The organism is Moorena sp. SIO3B2 (genome assembly GCF_010692525.1).
In the GTDB taxonomy this organism is placed as follows: domain Bacteria; phylum Cyanobacteriota; class Cyanobacteriia; order Cyanobacteriales; family Coleofasciculaceae; genus Moorena; species Moorena producens.
This window is the reverse complement of record NZ_JAAHHE010000158.1, coordinates 1-14831: the sequence shown is the minus strand read 5'-3', so window position 1 is coordinate 14831 and position 14831 is coordinate 1. Positions and strand designations below refer to the sequence as shown.

14 protein-coding genes and 1 pseudogene are annotated in these 14831 nt (G+C 43.5%); 9 read left to right on the top strand and 6 right to left on the bottom strand.

What is annotated here, in order from left to right; genetic code table 11:
• Window positions 1-172 precede the first annotated feature (172 nt).
• Window positions 173-1243, top strand: coding sequence for an NAD-binding protein (locus F6K38_RS25025; RefSeq protein WP_008186766.1), 1071 nt, complete (start codon window positions 173-175; stop codon window positions 1241-1243).
• Window positions 1244-1421: 178 nt separating this feature from the next.
• On the opposite strand, the gene F6K38_RS25020 is transcribed toward F6K38_RS25025, so the two are convergent.
• A complete protein-coding gene (locus F6K38_RS25020) occupies window positions 1422-1769 on the bottom strand; it encodes a hypothetical protein (RefSeq protein WP_287267772.1) in 348 nt (115 codons plus the stop codon).
• 490 nt (window positions 1770-2259) lie between these two features.
• Here F6K38_RS25020 and F6K38_RS25015 point away from each other — a divergent pair, with 490 nt between their 5' ends.
• Both F6K38_RS25015 and F6K38_RS25010 read left to right on the top strand, forming a co-directional pair.
• Window positions 2260-2511 carry an element excision factor XisH family protein gene (locus F6K38_RS25015; protein ID WP_008186770.1) on the top strand — a complete coding sequence of 84 codons (252 nt, stop codon included), beginning with the start codon at window positions 2260-2262 and terminating at the stop codon, window positions 2509-2511.
• Complete coding sequence (locus F6K38_RS25010; RefSeq protein WP_008186771.1) at window positions 2496-2807, top strand: element excision factor XisI family protein; 312 nt, start codon at window positions 2496-2498, stop codon at window positions 2805-2807. The genes F6K38_RS25015 and F6K38_RS25010 overlap by 16 nt, the downstream gene beginning before the upstream one ends.
• Before the next feature lie 6 nt (window positions 2808-2813).
• Here F6K38_RS25010 and F6K38_RS25005 read toward each other — a convergent pair whose 3' ends face one another.
• Window positions 2814-3821, bottom strand: a complete 1008-nt coding sequence (locus tag F6K38_RS25005; RefSeq protein WP_044493971.1) for a glycosyltransferase family 2 protein — start codon at window positions 3819-3821, stop codon at window positions 2814-2816.
• A gap of 40 nt (window positions 3822-3861) precedes the next feature.
• Window positions 3862-4062 carry a hypothetical protein gene (locus tag F6K38_RS25000; RefSeq protein ID WP_287249459.1) on the bottom strand — a complete coding sequence of 67 codons (201 nt, stop codon included), beginning with the start codon at window positions 4060-4062 and terminating at the stop codon, window positions 3862-3864.
• 1072 nt (window positions 4063-5134) lie between these two features.
• On the opposite strand from F6K38_RS25000, the gene F6K38_RS24995 reads away from it, so the two are divergent.
• Complete coding sequence (locus tag F6K38_RS24995; protein ID WP_008186778.1) at window positions 5135-8014, top strand: tetratricopeptide repeat protein; 2880 nt, start codon at window positions 5135-5137, stop codon at window positions 8012-8014.
• A 318-nt stretch (window positions 8015-8332) separates the two neighbouring features.
• Window positions 8333-8857 (top strand): calcium-binding protein, encoded by a 525-nt coding sequence (locus F6K38_RS24990; protein ID WP_008186780.1) that lies wholly within the window; start codon window positions 8333-8335, stop codon window positions 8855-8857.
• Window positions 8858-8959: 102 nt separating this feature from the next.
• On the opposite strand, the gene F6K38_RS24985 is transcribed toward F6K38_RS24990, so the two are convergent.
• Window positions 8960-9139 (bottom strand): hypothetical protein, encoded by a 180-nt coding sequence (locus F6K38_RS24985; protein WP_287267768.1) that lies wholly within the window; start codon window positions 9137-9139, stop codon window positions 8960-8962.
• A gap of 96 nt (window positions 9140-9235) precedes the next feature.
• On the opposite strand from F6K38_RS24985, the gene F6K38_RS24980 reads away from it, so the two are divergent.
• The 4 genes from F6K38_RS24980 (at window position 9236) to F6K38_RS24965 (ending at window position 13980) form a co-directional block, all read left to right on the top strand.
• A complete protein-coding gene (locus F6K38_RS24980; protein WP_287357807.1) occupies window positions 9236-10693 on the top strand; it encodes a tetratricopeptide repeat protein in 1458 nt (485 codons plus the stop codon).
• Window positions 10694-10701: 8 nt separating this feature from the next.
• A complete protein-coding gene (locus F6K38_RS24975) occupies window positions 10702-12351 on the top strand; it encodes a tetratricopeptide repeat-containing sulfotransferase family protein (RefSeq protein WP_287357805.1) in 1650 nt (549 codons plus the stop codon).
• Window positions 12352-12783: 432 nt separating this feature from the next.
• Window positions 12784-13362 (top strand): Uma2 family endonuclease, encoded by a 579-nt coding sequence (locus tag F6K38_RS24970; RefSeq protein ID WP_287357802.1) that lies wholly within the window; start codon window positions 12784-12786, stop codon window positions 13360-13362.
• 393 nt (window positions 13363-13755) lie between these two features.
• Entirely contained in the window at window positions 13756-13980 is a 225-nt protein-coding gene (locus tag F6K38_RS24965; RefSeq protein WP_287357800.1) for a hypothetical protein, read from the top strand.
• A gap of 223 nt (window positions 13981-14203) precedes the next feature.
• On the opposite strand, the pseudogene F6K38_RS43560 reads toward F6K38_RS24965, so the two are convergent.
• A pseudogene (locus F6K38_RS43560) lies at window positions 14204-14446 on the bottom strand (helix-turn-helix domain-containing protein); the annotation flags it as partial.
• A 128-nt stretch (window positions 14447-14574) separates the two neighbouring features.
• A partial coding sequence (locus F6K38_RS24960) for a DUF29 domain-containing protein (RefSeq protein WP_287357797.1) occupies window positions 14575-14831 on the bottom strand: 257 nt, incomplete at its 5' end.

The following is a 14831-nucleotide window of genomic DNA, read 5'->3' as shown; positions in this document are numbered from 1 at the left end:
TGACCAGGCAGGGCAGGGTACTTGACCCCTCATTTTAAAACTGCTATTGCGGTTATCATGTTCATGAGGTACAGAGGATTTTTGCTCTCTTCCCTGTTCCCTAAAATCCTGGATTTTGTCCATCACCTCATTGAGAACTACTATATAAATGATTAACCTAAATTAAGATAAGATGATCGACTTTAAGGTCTTTGAACAAGCACGGCAAAAACATCCCCGCTCTGAAGCGATGCCATTTATGGCTGAGCTGAGACAACAGATGCGTTCGCATCAGCCTTATCAAGGATTAAGACTATTGCATCATATCCACTTGACCATAGAAACTGTCTTTAAAGTTGAACCGTTGCTGTTGGCTGGTGCGGAGCTTACCGTGTCTTGCCCTAATTTTATCGACCCTAACCCAGAAGCGGTGGAAATTTTACTCAGTGCTAATGTTGAGCTTAATCTGGAAGGGAATTTTGAGGATAACTATGATATTTGTTTAGATCTTTATGGAGAGTTACACACACTACTCACCCCTCGCCAGGGAGTGGTAGAGCTAACTAAACTCGATAACTCTATCTATCAATCCTTAGATATTTCCTATCCCTTGATTTCTGTGGATGACAGTTCCCTAAAAAATATAGAAACGTTCTATGGGACTAGTAAAGCATTTGTCAAAGCTTTCCACCAGTTAACTAACCAGTCATTAGTGGATAAAAATTTGGTAATCTTTGGTTGTGGAAAAGTTGGAAAAGGACTCGTTAATGAATTATTAGGCTTAACCAAGGAGCTGGTAATCGTCGAGAAAAATCCTAAGATTTTGGAACAGCTGAAGGCTAGAGGAATCAAAGGGTTACAGGCTGAGGACTTGGATGGAATTAGGGCAGCACTCAAGGAGGCTTTTTGTGTTGTAACCTGTACGGGAGTGAATGGAGTACTTTCTAAGGAGTATGACTTAGACAAGGAAGATTTTAGTGGTAAGTATCTTGCCAACATTGGCGCAGAAGATGAATTTGGTGATAACTTCTCAGAGGCAGAAGTGCTTTTCAAAAAAGCTCCGATCAATTTTTCCTTAGCGGAACCTACTCCAGTTCAGACTCTCGACCCAGTGTTCTATGCCCATAACATAGCCATTGACTTAATTTTATCGAAGGAATTGGAACCCGGTTACCATTCATTTCCTAGTCATCTTGCCCAGGAAATAATAGAGAAATGGGGAAACTATCATGATCAAGATATAGCATTGTTAGTTGAGATGTAAACATAGGATTGGTATAAAAAGGGAGTAGGGAGTAGGGAGTAGGGAGTAGGGAGTAGGGAGTAGGGAGTAGGGAGTAGGGAGTAGGGAACAGCGGATCTGGGAACGTAAGCATTCAGCTGACGGCTGACGGCTGACGCCTGAATGCTTACCTATAGTCTTTTAAGGATTAATCCCGTCATCACCAGTTGTGATTATGTTCATAGTCCCAACACTCTCCCTGTTCCCAAGCTCTTCCTGTTGCTTCACAGTTGTAGGAGTCATTAATCCAAGGAATACTGGTTGGATGGGCGGCAAAAATTTTATTTTTAACAATAAAGTTATCATTTTTATTAGGTGTTGTTGTCTGACTTATCTCTTTGATAAATAAGGATGATGGTAATAATCCAAATAGCAAAAATTTAATAATAAAAAAATAAAGACTCAATACTAAGCTTGAAGTAAGGTTGATCCCTAAGATTTTTTTTTGTTTAGTTTTAGTTTTAAAATTGCGTTCACCTGGAAGTTGATAAATATATTTATAAACCATAAATAATAGTTTAGGTTTTTTTCTTTGAAATCAGCGTAGCAATTATCGGTTTACGAATAGGTTGGCGTTAATGTTTAACTTCTGTATGTTATGTATAACTTTTGTTGACGCTTGACCCTTGAAAGCACTCACCATAACCATTTCAGTGATTCCACCTACAGATGATGGCAAAATGGCAAAATTGTGAAATGGAGAGATGGGAAGATGAGATGTAAGCATTCAGCCGTCAGCTATCAGCTATCAGCTTATGCGCTACTTTAGGTGCCATTGGTCGTAGGCCAGACTAAGGAAACAGCTTTTGAATAAAATAAGCTGACGGCTGATAGCGGTAGGCTGAATGCTTACAGTTAAACGAGCAGGGATTTTCAACCAGCCCTAACAGCACCCCCCAGCTTGTTTACTACCTCCCGTTGATTAGCTGACTGCTGACTGCTGATGGCACCTCAAGTAGCACCATCTGTAGCGCATATGCTTACTTATTCAGTTATTAATGAACTGGAAAAAACAATGGGACAGCTTCAGCTTTACCAATGGGCTTTGGAGGGACAAGAGCCAGAACGACAGTTTCCCCCCTTTTTTAAGGGGGGTTAGGGGGGATCTATTGTTTTTAGCTATCAGTAAAACAAGTTATCTTCGGCATTTCAAAACAACAATTTTTCAGCTAGCCGTCGAGAGGAATAAAATCAACTTATTAGTTTATGAACCCGAGCAAGAGGCTATTGTTGAATGGATCACTCACTAAACTATGGCGATATTCTGAAAGAAATCCTGCAAGAGGAAACTCGCGCCCAACCAAGTATACAAGCGATTCGGCTTTATCCTGTTTGCGATACCGAGACTGGTCACTTCCTAGTTCTGGCTACTGGCTGGGATAAACAACGCTGGATTAACTCGATTTTGTTTCACGCTCGCTTGGTTAATGGCCAAGTTGTTATTGAAGAAGATAACTTTGAGGAAGGGTTGGCCTCGGCTCTGATTTCCGCTGGTATCCCTGCAGAACATATTATCACTGGTCTTGATTACCAACTGATGGACTAGTTTCAGTTAGTACAACCTATACCCACCTACCAACATCGTCTCTCTCCCCTGAGCCATTACCCATTGCATCAACTGCTGCCACTCTGGTGACTTCCCTAACCCATCAGCATCAAACTCCCCGCCCCAATTCCTGGAAAACTCGGCAAAATTCTCTGCCCAATGTACTACTGTCTCCATCGGGAAATAAGGACTATAGCCCCAAGCTTCCTGTAAATACTTGATCATTTCCCTGGGATGTCCTGTATTATATAAATACCAAGCAATCCATACTAGGGTTCCATAACGCACCTGATTTTCTAATAGACGGATGCCTGGTGGTAAATCAGCCTGTTGAAAGAAGTTGTCAATGGCTGCCGACAGGGAGCGAGCTTGAGGAAGTCCTTTGTGCATGGCACTTTGGTGATGTTGCCGATAGCCTACGGTTACCTGACGCAACCAAAGGGCAGGACAACCCTTGAGGGCTAATCGTAGGACTATTTCTGTATCTTCAGCGGGTGGAAACCTGGGGTCAAACCCGCCAACGGACTCTAACCAATGGCGACGGAACATCATGGCACTAGGCAGGACTGGCTTCCACAGTAGCCAACTTTCTAAGTTTAATTCTGGTACTTTCTCCCATGGACGTACTGTCATTAGTCGCTTACCCTGGGAATCGACACGGTACCAACCACTATGGACAATTCCCAGATGGGGTTGTGCTTTAAACACTGCTAACTGGGCAGCTAACTTACCTGGCAGAAAAAAGTCATCGGCATCGAGGAATGCGACAAATTCACCCAAGGCTAGTTTAATGCCATGGTTCCGGGCCAGGGAGACTCCTTGGTTTTCTTGATAAATGTAACGAATGCGTCCGCGATAGGGTTGCAACACTGATCGAGTCTGGTCTGTTGAACCATCATCAATGACCACTACCTCATAGGAACAGGCTTCTTGATTCAGCACACTTTCCACTGCTTCGGTAATATAGCGATCGCAATTATAGGCGGGAATAATTACACTGACTTGTGGTATCATTTATGACCCTCCCATGACCCGATTGAGAACTGCTATAGCCTTATATAGCAAAGGGAACAGGCAACAGGGAACAGCGGATCTGGGAGTAGGGAACAGGGAGTAGGGAACAGGGAGTAGGGAATATGGCATCAAAAATTCTCACAATTCCTACACAAATCCCGATAGTAATTAGGTAAGCATATGCGCTACTTGAGGTGCTGCGCGAACAGCTGTCAGCCGTCAGCCGTTGGCCGTTGGCCAATAGCTGATAGCTGATAGCTAATAGCTGATAGCTGATATAGCAGAACTCAGAACTCAGAACTCAGAACTCAGAACTCAGAACTCAAACTCTTGCGCTTCTTGATGCAATAGCGAGTGGGGGAAACCCCCAAGACCGCTTAGGTGCGCTTTCCGTTGGCGAATTAAATTCGCCACGGGTCGCACCTCTGCATCGCTTACAAAGGGTGTGAGACTAATGTCGATGTCCTAACTGCCCTGGCGACTGCTATATATAGCGTTTCTCGTAGCTATGAGGTACACATTATTTTTTCCCTCTTCCCACTTCCGACTTCCCTCTTCCGAAGTCCCTGCTCCGAAGTCCCTGCTCCCTAAAAACCAGAAATTTGTACCTCACAAGTCGTAGAATTGCTATATACTGGTTTAGGTAATCTCGTCGTCTAGGTAATGACTAATAGGTAATTAAAAATAACAAATTGCTAATAACCAGTTACCAATTTTGTGTCCTTTGTTACGGTGATCTGAACTCGTTTTAACTAGACGTTAATTATAAAAACTCTAACGGTTGAAAACCGCGATGCTGGCTGAACGCGGGGGAGAGTTCAACTATCCATCTGCCCAAGCTAGTTCTAACCCCATCATTCAACTCCAAGGGGACTCCCGTTATACCCGAAGGGTTAGGGCGTGTTTTCAAAGTTTTCCGCAAGATATTAGATCCCCCCCAGCCCCCCTTATTAAGGGGGGAGCCATACTCAAAGTCCCCCTTTTTTAAGGGAAACGGGGGATCTCGGAGTTTGAAGACACGCCCTAGGGGGAGGGGAATCGGAGAGTGGATATGTTGCGCTTTTTGATAATCTATGCTAAGATAAAGGCATATTAAATCGCTCAAAAAGTGCAGGTTTGCGCGCAAGCTGAAAAGCCCCTGCTAAGAGCGTAGACCAAAAGACAAGTAAGCTCAAGGATTTAATCGGAGAGTCTAGAGGCTGTTTGGTTCAGCCGTTAAGAGTTTTGTAATCTTAAGAATCCCAGCGACCTAGGAGCCGCTTCGCGAACGCTATAATCCCGTGATTTAGCGATGGGAGTATCAAAGCTGCCTAATGATCAAGGTTGAACCAACTTACCAACAAGTCAAGGCTTATTTAGCCAAGAAGCAATGGAGTCAAGCCGTTGCTTGTTGTCGCCAAGCCCTGAAACGGCAGCCTGATTCTGGGGAATTCAATGTCTTACTAGGCTTTGCCCTAGCTGCTCAGGGAAAGCCCAGGCAAGCAATTTATGCCTATAGTAAAGCGGTGCAACTCCAACCGGAGCAAGCTCAAACTCATGCCTGCTTAGGTGAGTTATATAGTAAACTCAAGGATCTCTCAACAGCAGAATGGCATTATCAACAGGCTGTTTGGCTACAACCCGGTCAGGCTGAGTACCATTACAATCTAGGCATCACCAGGCACAAGCTGTGGGAGTGGGATGCTGCCAAAGAAAGCTATCAGCAAGCGATCGCTCTTAACCCCAAGGATGCCAAAGCCCACTATCACCTAGGAGTGTTGTATGGTGAACGGGGTCAGTTAAAGGAAGCCACCAACAGTTATCGCCAAGCCATTACCAACCAGCCAGATTACCTCAGCGCTTATAATAACTTGGGCTGTGTTCTCTACGAGCTAAAACAATTCGAGGCAGCAAAGGCGGTCTATCAACAAGGTATCGACCAACAAGGTATCGACCATAATCCTAAGTGGGGCACTCTGTATAATAATCTGGGTAAGGTGCTGCAAGCACAAGGTAAGGCAGCTGAGGCTCTGGTGGCATACAGTAGTGCGATTGAGTTAAACCCAGATCTAAAATCAGCTTACTTAAATCTGGGTCGGTTATGGCAACAGAAGGGGAATTATCCGGTAGCAGTGCAGTACTTTGAAAGGCTGCTTAGGCTGGATCCAGAACAGATATTGACCTACAGTGAATGCGCCAGCGCCCTGATGGCTCAGGGGAAACTAGCCCTAGCCTTTGACTATTTACGAAAAGCGATCGCATTGCAACCAGCTTTTGTGGAGGCTTATTGCCAACGTGCTAAAGGTTTACCAGGCCAGGACATACTTGAGCGATCGCAAATCTATTGTTCTGGATTTCTTGAGGCACTACGGAACAAAGAGGATACTTTCCAAGTCTGCCTTTATCTGTGGCAGACTTATCTGTATTTAGGGGATACCTTGTTTGAGTATGGTGCAGCAAAGCAGGCTCAAATGTATTACCAGAAAGCTTTACAGATTCAGCCAGACCAGGTTGAGTTGTATATACGGTTAGGGGATTGTTTAGCCGAGCAGCAGCGACTGGATGCAGCAGTGATGGCTTATCACATGGGTTTAGCCTTGCAACCAGCTCATCCTCAGATTTATCTACGGTTAGGGCAAGTCTTGAGCAAACAAAAGCGGTTCCAGCAAGCCCTTGAATACTACGAAGCCCTCTGGCATATGCACTTAGAAGAGGGCAAGGGCAGCGGTAACCTTGGCAGTCTCGGAGTCTTGCCGAGAGATAACTATAGTGCTAACCCTCTCACCTCCCAACCCCCTCACCCGATCAAGGGGATTTATGAAACAACCAGGGACTGGTATATGAGGACAGAGTGCCATGGCTGCTACTACATAGAGGTACCTTGGTCAACCATCGAGAAGGATTGGCAATATACGGGATCGAGGGAATTTGAAGTTTCTGTGAACCATGGTTTACAGGACAATGGTTTCCCAAAGCATCTCAACACCATGTCCATGGTAGCGCCGCCAGTTTCTGCCCTGGCTCCTATATCTGTTGAACCCAGCCAGTCCCAGTCTCAGGCTCAGTCTCAATCCCGGTCTCAATGTGGCGGTGTTACCTGTAATCGATGTATGAGACGACTGTGTAGCCAGTTTCAGTCAATTCATCTCGGCAAGAGGGTCTATCAGTGTAACCCACCGGAAACACTGTCTGTGGATTCCCCTACTGTCTTTGTGGCGACTATCCCACAAGGACGGGCTTGGATTGCCCCCCAAAGCAGTTACTGGAAGATTTGTCATAGCATCGCCATCATTACTCCAGATGATTATTTGCTATCTGACGTCTCTCGAAATTACCCATGGTATTTACCTGGATGTGAGAATTACGACCCCAGAAAGCATCTAATATTTAGTCTGGAGCAGATGCCGCCTTTAGAGTACATAGATGGCACAGTAGCGGTTCTATCGGGATTGTCGGGACATGGCTACTACCACTGGATGTTTGATGTCCTGCCTAGAATTGAAATCCTGCGCCGCAGTGGGATAGATTTCCCTAAGATTGATTGGTTTTTGATCAACACGCCACAGCAACCCTTTCAACAAGAAACCCTCAATTGGTTAGGCATTCCTGCTAACAAAATTATCTCCAGCGATCGCTACCCCCATATTCAAGCCCAGGAGTTAGTCTTACCCTCCTTTCCTGGACATTTTGATTGGGTACCGAAGGGTACTATTAACTTTCTCAGACAGAGGTTTTTACCGCAAACTCTGGAATTAAGATACCCAGAGCGGATCTACATCACTAGAGCTCAAGCCAGACATCGACAAGTTCTCAACGAAACTGAGGTCAAGGAGCTGCTATCCCAATTTGGTTTTATTACCATTGCCCTAGAAAGCCTGTCTGTGAGGGAACAAGTTGCTTTATTTGCTTCTGTCAAAGCAATTGTTGCTCCCCATGGCGCTGGTTTGAGCAATACTGTATTTTGTCGCCCTGGTACTCAAATCATAGAACTAGTGTCACCGAATTATGTGAGAACAGATTACTGGATGATTAGCCAACAGCTGGGACTGAAACATTACTATTTAAAAGGAGAAAACTTTGACTGTCAACCTATTCGTAAACTCATGTATACCAGCTCACTAACAGAAGATATCTTAGTTAACTTAGATTCCCTTTATTCAGTAATTCAAATTACTGGTCTAAATCAGCTATGCTCAAGGGTGCATAACCAATAAGGAGGCAAATGATGCCATGGATTCAGTAAAAATATTTGGGCTCTACCAAACTTGCTGTGTAACAATATTAGGGAATAATTGCTATAAATAATCCTTATTGGGCGGGACTTTGAGTTTTTAATAGAATGTTTTTTGAGAAATAACCAGTCCCATCAGACCTAGTGGTCAATAAGCGCGGTTTTATACACACTATGTTCGGTATAACCACTAACTATTTGATAATCAAAAAAACTAATCTTGTTTGTGGCTAAAAATTCTGTAATAAATTATAGTTGATAGGTGGTAATATCAACTAGGATAAAGAAGGAGTTATAGTAGATGTCTTCTATTGTTGCTGACCCAGATCTTGAAGTTATCCCAACTAATGAAGATGGCTTCGTGATTTTAGGACCAGACGATAAACCAGTATTTGTTGATGGGAGCGATGGTCTAGATGTTATTCAGACTGGTGACGGAACCGATGAAGTTAGTGGTGGTGACGGGGATGATGTGCTCTTGGGGCAAGCAGGGGATGACCAAATCACTGGCGATGAAGGGGATGATGTGGTGCTGGGTGGAGAAGGAAATGATAACCTGATCATAGGACCAGGCACTGATGTGGCGATCGGAGGTCCTGGACATGATACATTTACCTTCGAGTTCTTTGACAATCAACCGGATATTATTACTGAGTTTAACTCTGGAGAAGATCGGATCGTGATTCCTGGGGTTGATGACCAGACTAACGTGACTTACGACTCGATCACTGGTGAGCTAAAAGTCGATGGGGAAACCATTGCTCAATTGAGTTCAGGTTTGGATGTTGAAATTAATAAAACTGACGATGGTTTTGAGATACTCTAGTAGGTCAGTTATCAGCAATCAGCAATCAGCAATCAGCAATCAGCAATCAGTAAGCAGCAATCAGTAAGCAGCAATCAGTAAGCAGCAATCAGTAAGCAGCAATCAGCTATCAGCAATCAGGTTATGCTTTACATCATAGGCTAGAACCCTGTGCCACGATACTTGAGTGGCCATTGGCCAACGGCTGACCACTGACCACTGACCGCTGACCGCTGACCGCTGACCGCTGACCGCTGACCGCTGACCGCTGACCGCTGAATGCTTGATTTGAGTTGTGAACATGTTTTATGAAGGAAAGGCAACAGGCAAAAGTTAATCAAGTAGCGCTGCATCGCTGTTTCCTGCTCCCTGTTCCCTGTTCCGCTGTTCCCTCTCATCATGTACAATTACTTAACTGAAGCAATTGCCGCTTGTGAGCAAGCGTTGGAAAGTCCATCCCCAAATCGAGCTGATTTTGCCTCGACTTGCCGAGTTTTAGGCAATATCTTGCAAGGGATGGGTCGGTTTGATGACGCAATTTTCTGGCACTCTAGAGTGTTCGATGAAAAACCGAATTTAGTGCAAGTCTATGCTAAAATAGGGAGTTTATACAGCAGTCAACAACAGTGGCAGGCAGCGATCGCATCCTACTACCATGCTCTTAGCCTCCAGCCAGATTTTGCTGAGGCTTACTGGAGTTTGGCAGAAATCTATTCTCAGCTGGGGAACAAAGACGAGGAAATTGAGTGTTGGTATCAGACTCTGAGGCTGAAACCCCAATCAGCAAAGGCTCAGGGACATTATAAACTAGGGAAAGCGTTCCTGGCTCAGGGTAAACCGGATCGAGCCATTGCTTGCTTCCAAAATGCGATTGAGCGTGACTCCAGCCTATGGGCAGCTTACTACGAGTTAGGAGACTGTTTGATAGCCCAGGGGAAGTGGGATAATGCGATCGCATGTTATCGTAAGTTACTCGACCTTGACCCAAATCAAGCTAAGGGGCACTATAAAATTGCTGGGATTTGGCTCAAACAAGGAATGGTGGACACAGCGATTGCAGCGTTTCGCCGCTCGATTGAGGTTGATCCAAATTTCCCTGGAGCTTATCGGGAACTGATCCAACTGTTGATTCAACAGCAGAAGTGGGATGAAGCGATTGTATCATGCCGTGCGGTAATTGCGACAGTGGGTGACTATCCCTGGACTTATGTTAAACTCGGGGATGCTTTGGTAAAAAAAGGTGAATTGACCGAAGCCTACAGTTGTTATCAAAAAGCTGCTCAATTGCGGGGTTGGCATCAGTGTGCTCAGAAGGATTATCGATTCACTGAGGATCGGTTTACCTTTAAAATTCCGGTCTGGGAAGAACACTTGCAGCCCCTAGCTGGTGTGGCTGATGCTCAGTGTCTGGAAATTGGGAGTTTTCAAGGTAATTCCGCTTGCTGGTTACTTGATAAAATCCTGACTAACTCCTCAGCTCGATTAACCTGTGTTTCGCCATACTTTCAGGAAGAGTTTGCTGCCAATATCGCTAAAACTGAAGCAGCCGAAAAGGTGACTAGGTTAGAGGGAAAACCTGAGCAGTTGCTTAATTCCCTTGATAGCAATTGCTATGATTTAGCTAACATTCGCGACAGGCGTCACAAAGCTACCATTGCTGAGCAAAATGCTTTACTTTGTTGGAAGCTGCTCAAGGTTGGGGGGCTGATGATCGTTAATAACTATGGATGGAGCAATCCGGCTAAACCACAAGAAGCGCCTAAAATTGGGATTAATAGGTTTCTAGATTCAGTTAAGGGTCAGTTTGAGATTCTGCATCAGGCTCGTCTACTGATTGTTAAAAAAATAGCTTCTTAACGGTAACGATGTCAAGGGATATCAAGCAATCTTCGGGTCATGATCACGACTCTGTTGACCAAACCCAGAGCCAGCTCAAGGTGGTGAAAATTCAATCAAAGTTGGCTAAAGACCATGCTAATCGGGGTAGTCTGTATGCTCAACAGCAACAGTGGCCGGAAGCGATCGCATGTTACGAAAAAGCGATCGCAATTGACCCCAAATTTGCTGGAGCTTACCGTAACTTGGCTCGGGTTTTCGCTCAGACTGGTCAACAGGACGAGGCTACGGAGTGTTGGTATCAAGCCCTCACCCTAGAGCCGAATTGGGCTAAACCAGAGGAGCATGTTAAGTTGGGCAACAGGCTGTGGTCTCTAGGCAAACCAGACCAAGCCATCACCTGTTATCGACAAGCGCTTCAGTTAAAGCCCAATTTACTCCAAGTTTACTATCGTTTGGGGGAGATACTCAAATCCCAGGGCAAGATGGAAGATGCGATCGCACTTTATCAACAGGCGGTCGAGAATAATCCTCGAAATCACCAAGCCATGAACTACTATCGACAATTGGTCGATAGTAATCCCAACTCTAGCGCTAAAGATTATCATCAGTTAGGTCAACTCCTTAGAGGGCAAAGTCGATTCAAAGAAGCCATTGAGTCTTATCAAAAAGCGATTGAGCTTGACCCCTGTTTTAAGCGAGCTTATGTAGACCTACAGTACACCTGGATTGAATCAGAACAGTTAGAGCAACTTATCACCTTTTATCGACAGTGCATCGAACGGGAACCAGATTTTCCTCTAGCTTGGGGTAATTTAGGGGATGTGCTAACCGAGCAAGGCCAACTTCAAGAAGCGATTAGTTGTTACCAAACTAGCGCTTATAAAAACGCAGTTGCATCCAATCCCAACCTGGCCGAAGTTGACTGGAAACCTAAAAAAGAGCATGGTCCAGACTTCGTTATTATTGGAGCGGCCAGATCTGGTACATCTTCATTATATATGTATCTGAGTCGTTATCCACAAATTATATCGCCTCATAAAAAAGAGTTAAATTTTTTCAGTAAATATTATAATCAAGGGATTGATTGGTATCTCGCTCATTTTCCATCCATTACCGACACTCCTAATTTCTTAGCTGGGGAAGCAAGCCCTAATTATTTTGACTGCACTGAATCTGCCCAACGGATGTTTCAGTGTTTTCCCAAGGTTAAGCTAATTGTTTTGTTGAGAAATCCCGTTGACCGCGCCATCTCTTGTTACTATCACAATTTTTATCATGGCCGAGAAAAGCGCAGTCTAGAAGATGCCCTAGCTCTAGAAAAGCAACGACTGGAAAGTTTAACCGAATCAGAGCTATTACAGATTGGGTATCGACACCCAAATAATTTGTTAGGAAGTCTTTACTTCTATAAGTTAAAACGATGGATGGAGATTTTTCCAAGAGAACAATTTTTAATAGTGAAGAGTGAAGACTTCTATAGCAATCCCAAGACTGTCATGAGTACCATCATTGAATTTTTGGGCTTATCTGATCAGAAGTTTTTTCAATACCCCAAATGCAATGGTAGGTCTTACACTCCCATTAGTCAAGACTTGAGACAAACCTTAAGTGACTTCTTTCGACCTCATAATCATAAGTTAGAAGAGTATTTGGGAATAACGTTTAATTGGGATTAGGCTGGTTTTGATTGGAATTTCATGGTTATGACAGAAAGGGAGCAGGGAGCAGGGAGTAGCGATGCAGCGCGGTCTTGGAGGTTTCCCCCATGAGCGACTGCATCAAGACGGGAGTAGGGAGTAGCGATGCAGCGCGGTCTTGGGGGTTCCCCCCATGAGCGACTGCATCAAGACGGGAGTAGGGAACAGGGAACAGGAAATAACCAATTTAAATTCAAATAAGCTTACCTGCGATCGCTCTTCAAAAAATGTTAAGTTATAAACTGTAGGATTTAGGTGATTATAGCAGTTTCTAAGGTAATGATATACACAGAATTTTTTCCCACTTCCCTGTTCCCTGTTCCCTGTTCCCTGTTCCCTGCTCCCTGCTCCCTAAAACCCAAAACTTTTTACCTCACCTAATTGAAAACCTTTATAATTCAGAGAATCACCATGGTTAAAACCACCTCCAAACTCACTTTTGAGGAATACCTGGAATATGATGATGGCACAGATAATCGTTATGAGCTGTTTGATGGGGAGTTAGTAGAATTGCCTCCTGAGAGTGAACCAAACAATTGGATGGTAATGTGGCTAAGGGATGAATTAGTCCAATTAGTTTACCGCCGTTTAATTAAGATGCACAATTGTGAATTACAAGTTCCAGGAAATCCTCAAAATCGCTATCCAGATTTAGTAGTAATTAGAGAAGAACATCTTCTCCAAACCGAAAAACGCCTAACTATCACCCTTGATATGCTTCCCCCACAGTTTGTGGCTGAAGTAGTTAGCCCCTACAAAAATCAAAGGGATGAAAACTACCGACGTGATTATGTAGAGAAAGTACAACAATACCAAGAAAGGGCTATTCCTGAATATTGGATTATTGACCCCCAAGAGCAGTTAGTAACTGTGCTGATATTAAACAATGGTAGTTATGAAAAACAAGAATTTCGGGGTAATGATCAGATTGTTTCCCAGACTTTCGGTGATTTTAAGTTTACAGCTTTACAGGTGATCAGTGCTAATTGATGGGGAAGTTATCAGCTATAGCAAAGGGAACAGGGAACAGGGAACAGGGAATAGGGAGCAGGGAGTAGGGAGCAGGGAGTAGGGAATATGGTATCAAACTTTTATCAATTATTACATTAATTGCTATATCAGCTTATGCGCTACGCGCACGCTACTTGAGGTGCTAGTAACTGTCAGCTTAAGCCCTACGCGCACGCTACGCGAACAGCAAAATATATCTAATCATGGGACGGGAAAAGCTTTTGAATAAAATAAGCTGACGGCTGACAGCTGACAGCTGACAGCTTATTTTATTCTCAAATTACCTCCCCAAAAAAAAATTATAAAAACCATTGACAAATAAAATCATAATCATTACAATAATTGATATAAACATTATTGAGGTTCTTAACCATGTCTCAAAACTTTATCCCGAATCAAAACAATAATTCTGATGAATCTAACCAAAAGAAACAACGTATTAAGTACATTAAGGGCTCTCCTGAAGGAGTCAGCAAAACTATTTACTCCCTTTCTGCACTCGGGTATGCAAAGGTTTCCGACTGGAGCCCTTTGCAGCCGACCGGTATTCCAGGGCAAGTAATTAGTTTTGCAACCAAGTATTCGACTTGGCGTTAATAGGTTAAATTTATGGGGGGTGGTTTCCCCCCCGGCAAAGGCTCCAGGCTGTTCGCGTAATGTGACCTTTGCCGAATAAAATAGGATCACATCCGGATTGATTCGGAAAGAGACATGACATAGTGTTTACTGAAATAGCCGTGGATATTATTTCTACGGCTATTTTTTTTGTAAGCATATGCTTACACCAGGGTACTTACCCCTTAAACAGTTACATTCAAGCTTAAGATTGACGGACTACTTGTATGTTCCCACTAGATACAGTTTCCGGTTTTGGACTGACCATAATGTCTATATTTTGACCTAATGCTACCAGAAAAGATAATAGTTTCTCCAAGGGGAAACCCTGCAAGCGACCATTTTTGAAATCTATGACTTTAGGAATATCAATTTTAAAAATTAGAGCAACCTCTGAATCAGATAACTGTCTCTCATCAAGAATATCGTAAATGACTGAAGCTAGTTTAACCTTAGCTAACTTTTATTCAGCATTACTAAATCCTAAATCATTAAAAATATTTCCTGAGCTTACAGTATAGTCTGACATGTTTATCTAGATCGTGGTGCTATCTAAAAAATAGCTTACGCTTCAAGTCAATCTTGATCTAAAATATCAGAAGTGAAAGGACAATTTTGGGGGAAACTAACAGATGGATAATTCCTCTTCACCTTCTTAAGTGGATATCTGTAGCAATCGGAAAAGACCGATTCAAGATAAGGATTAAGGCTAGGAGATTCAGACAACAGAAGATTAATCTGTTCTCTTTGTTCATCGATAGTATTTTCCCAGCCTCGATAATCAGGCTCTGAATCTACGTACTGCCTTTTTAGCAAATGTTCCATCAAAACCT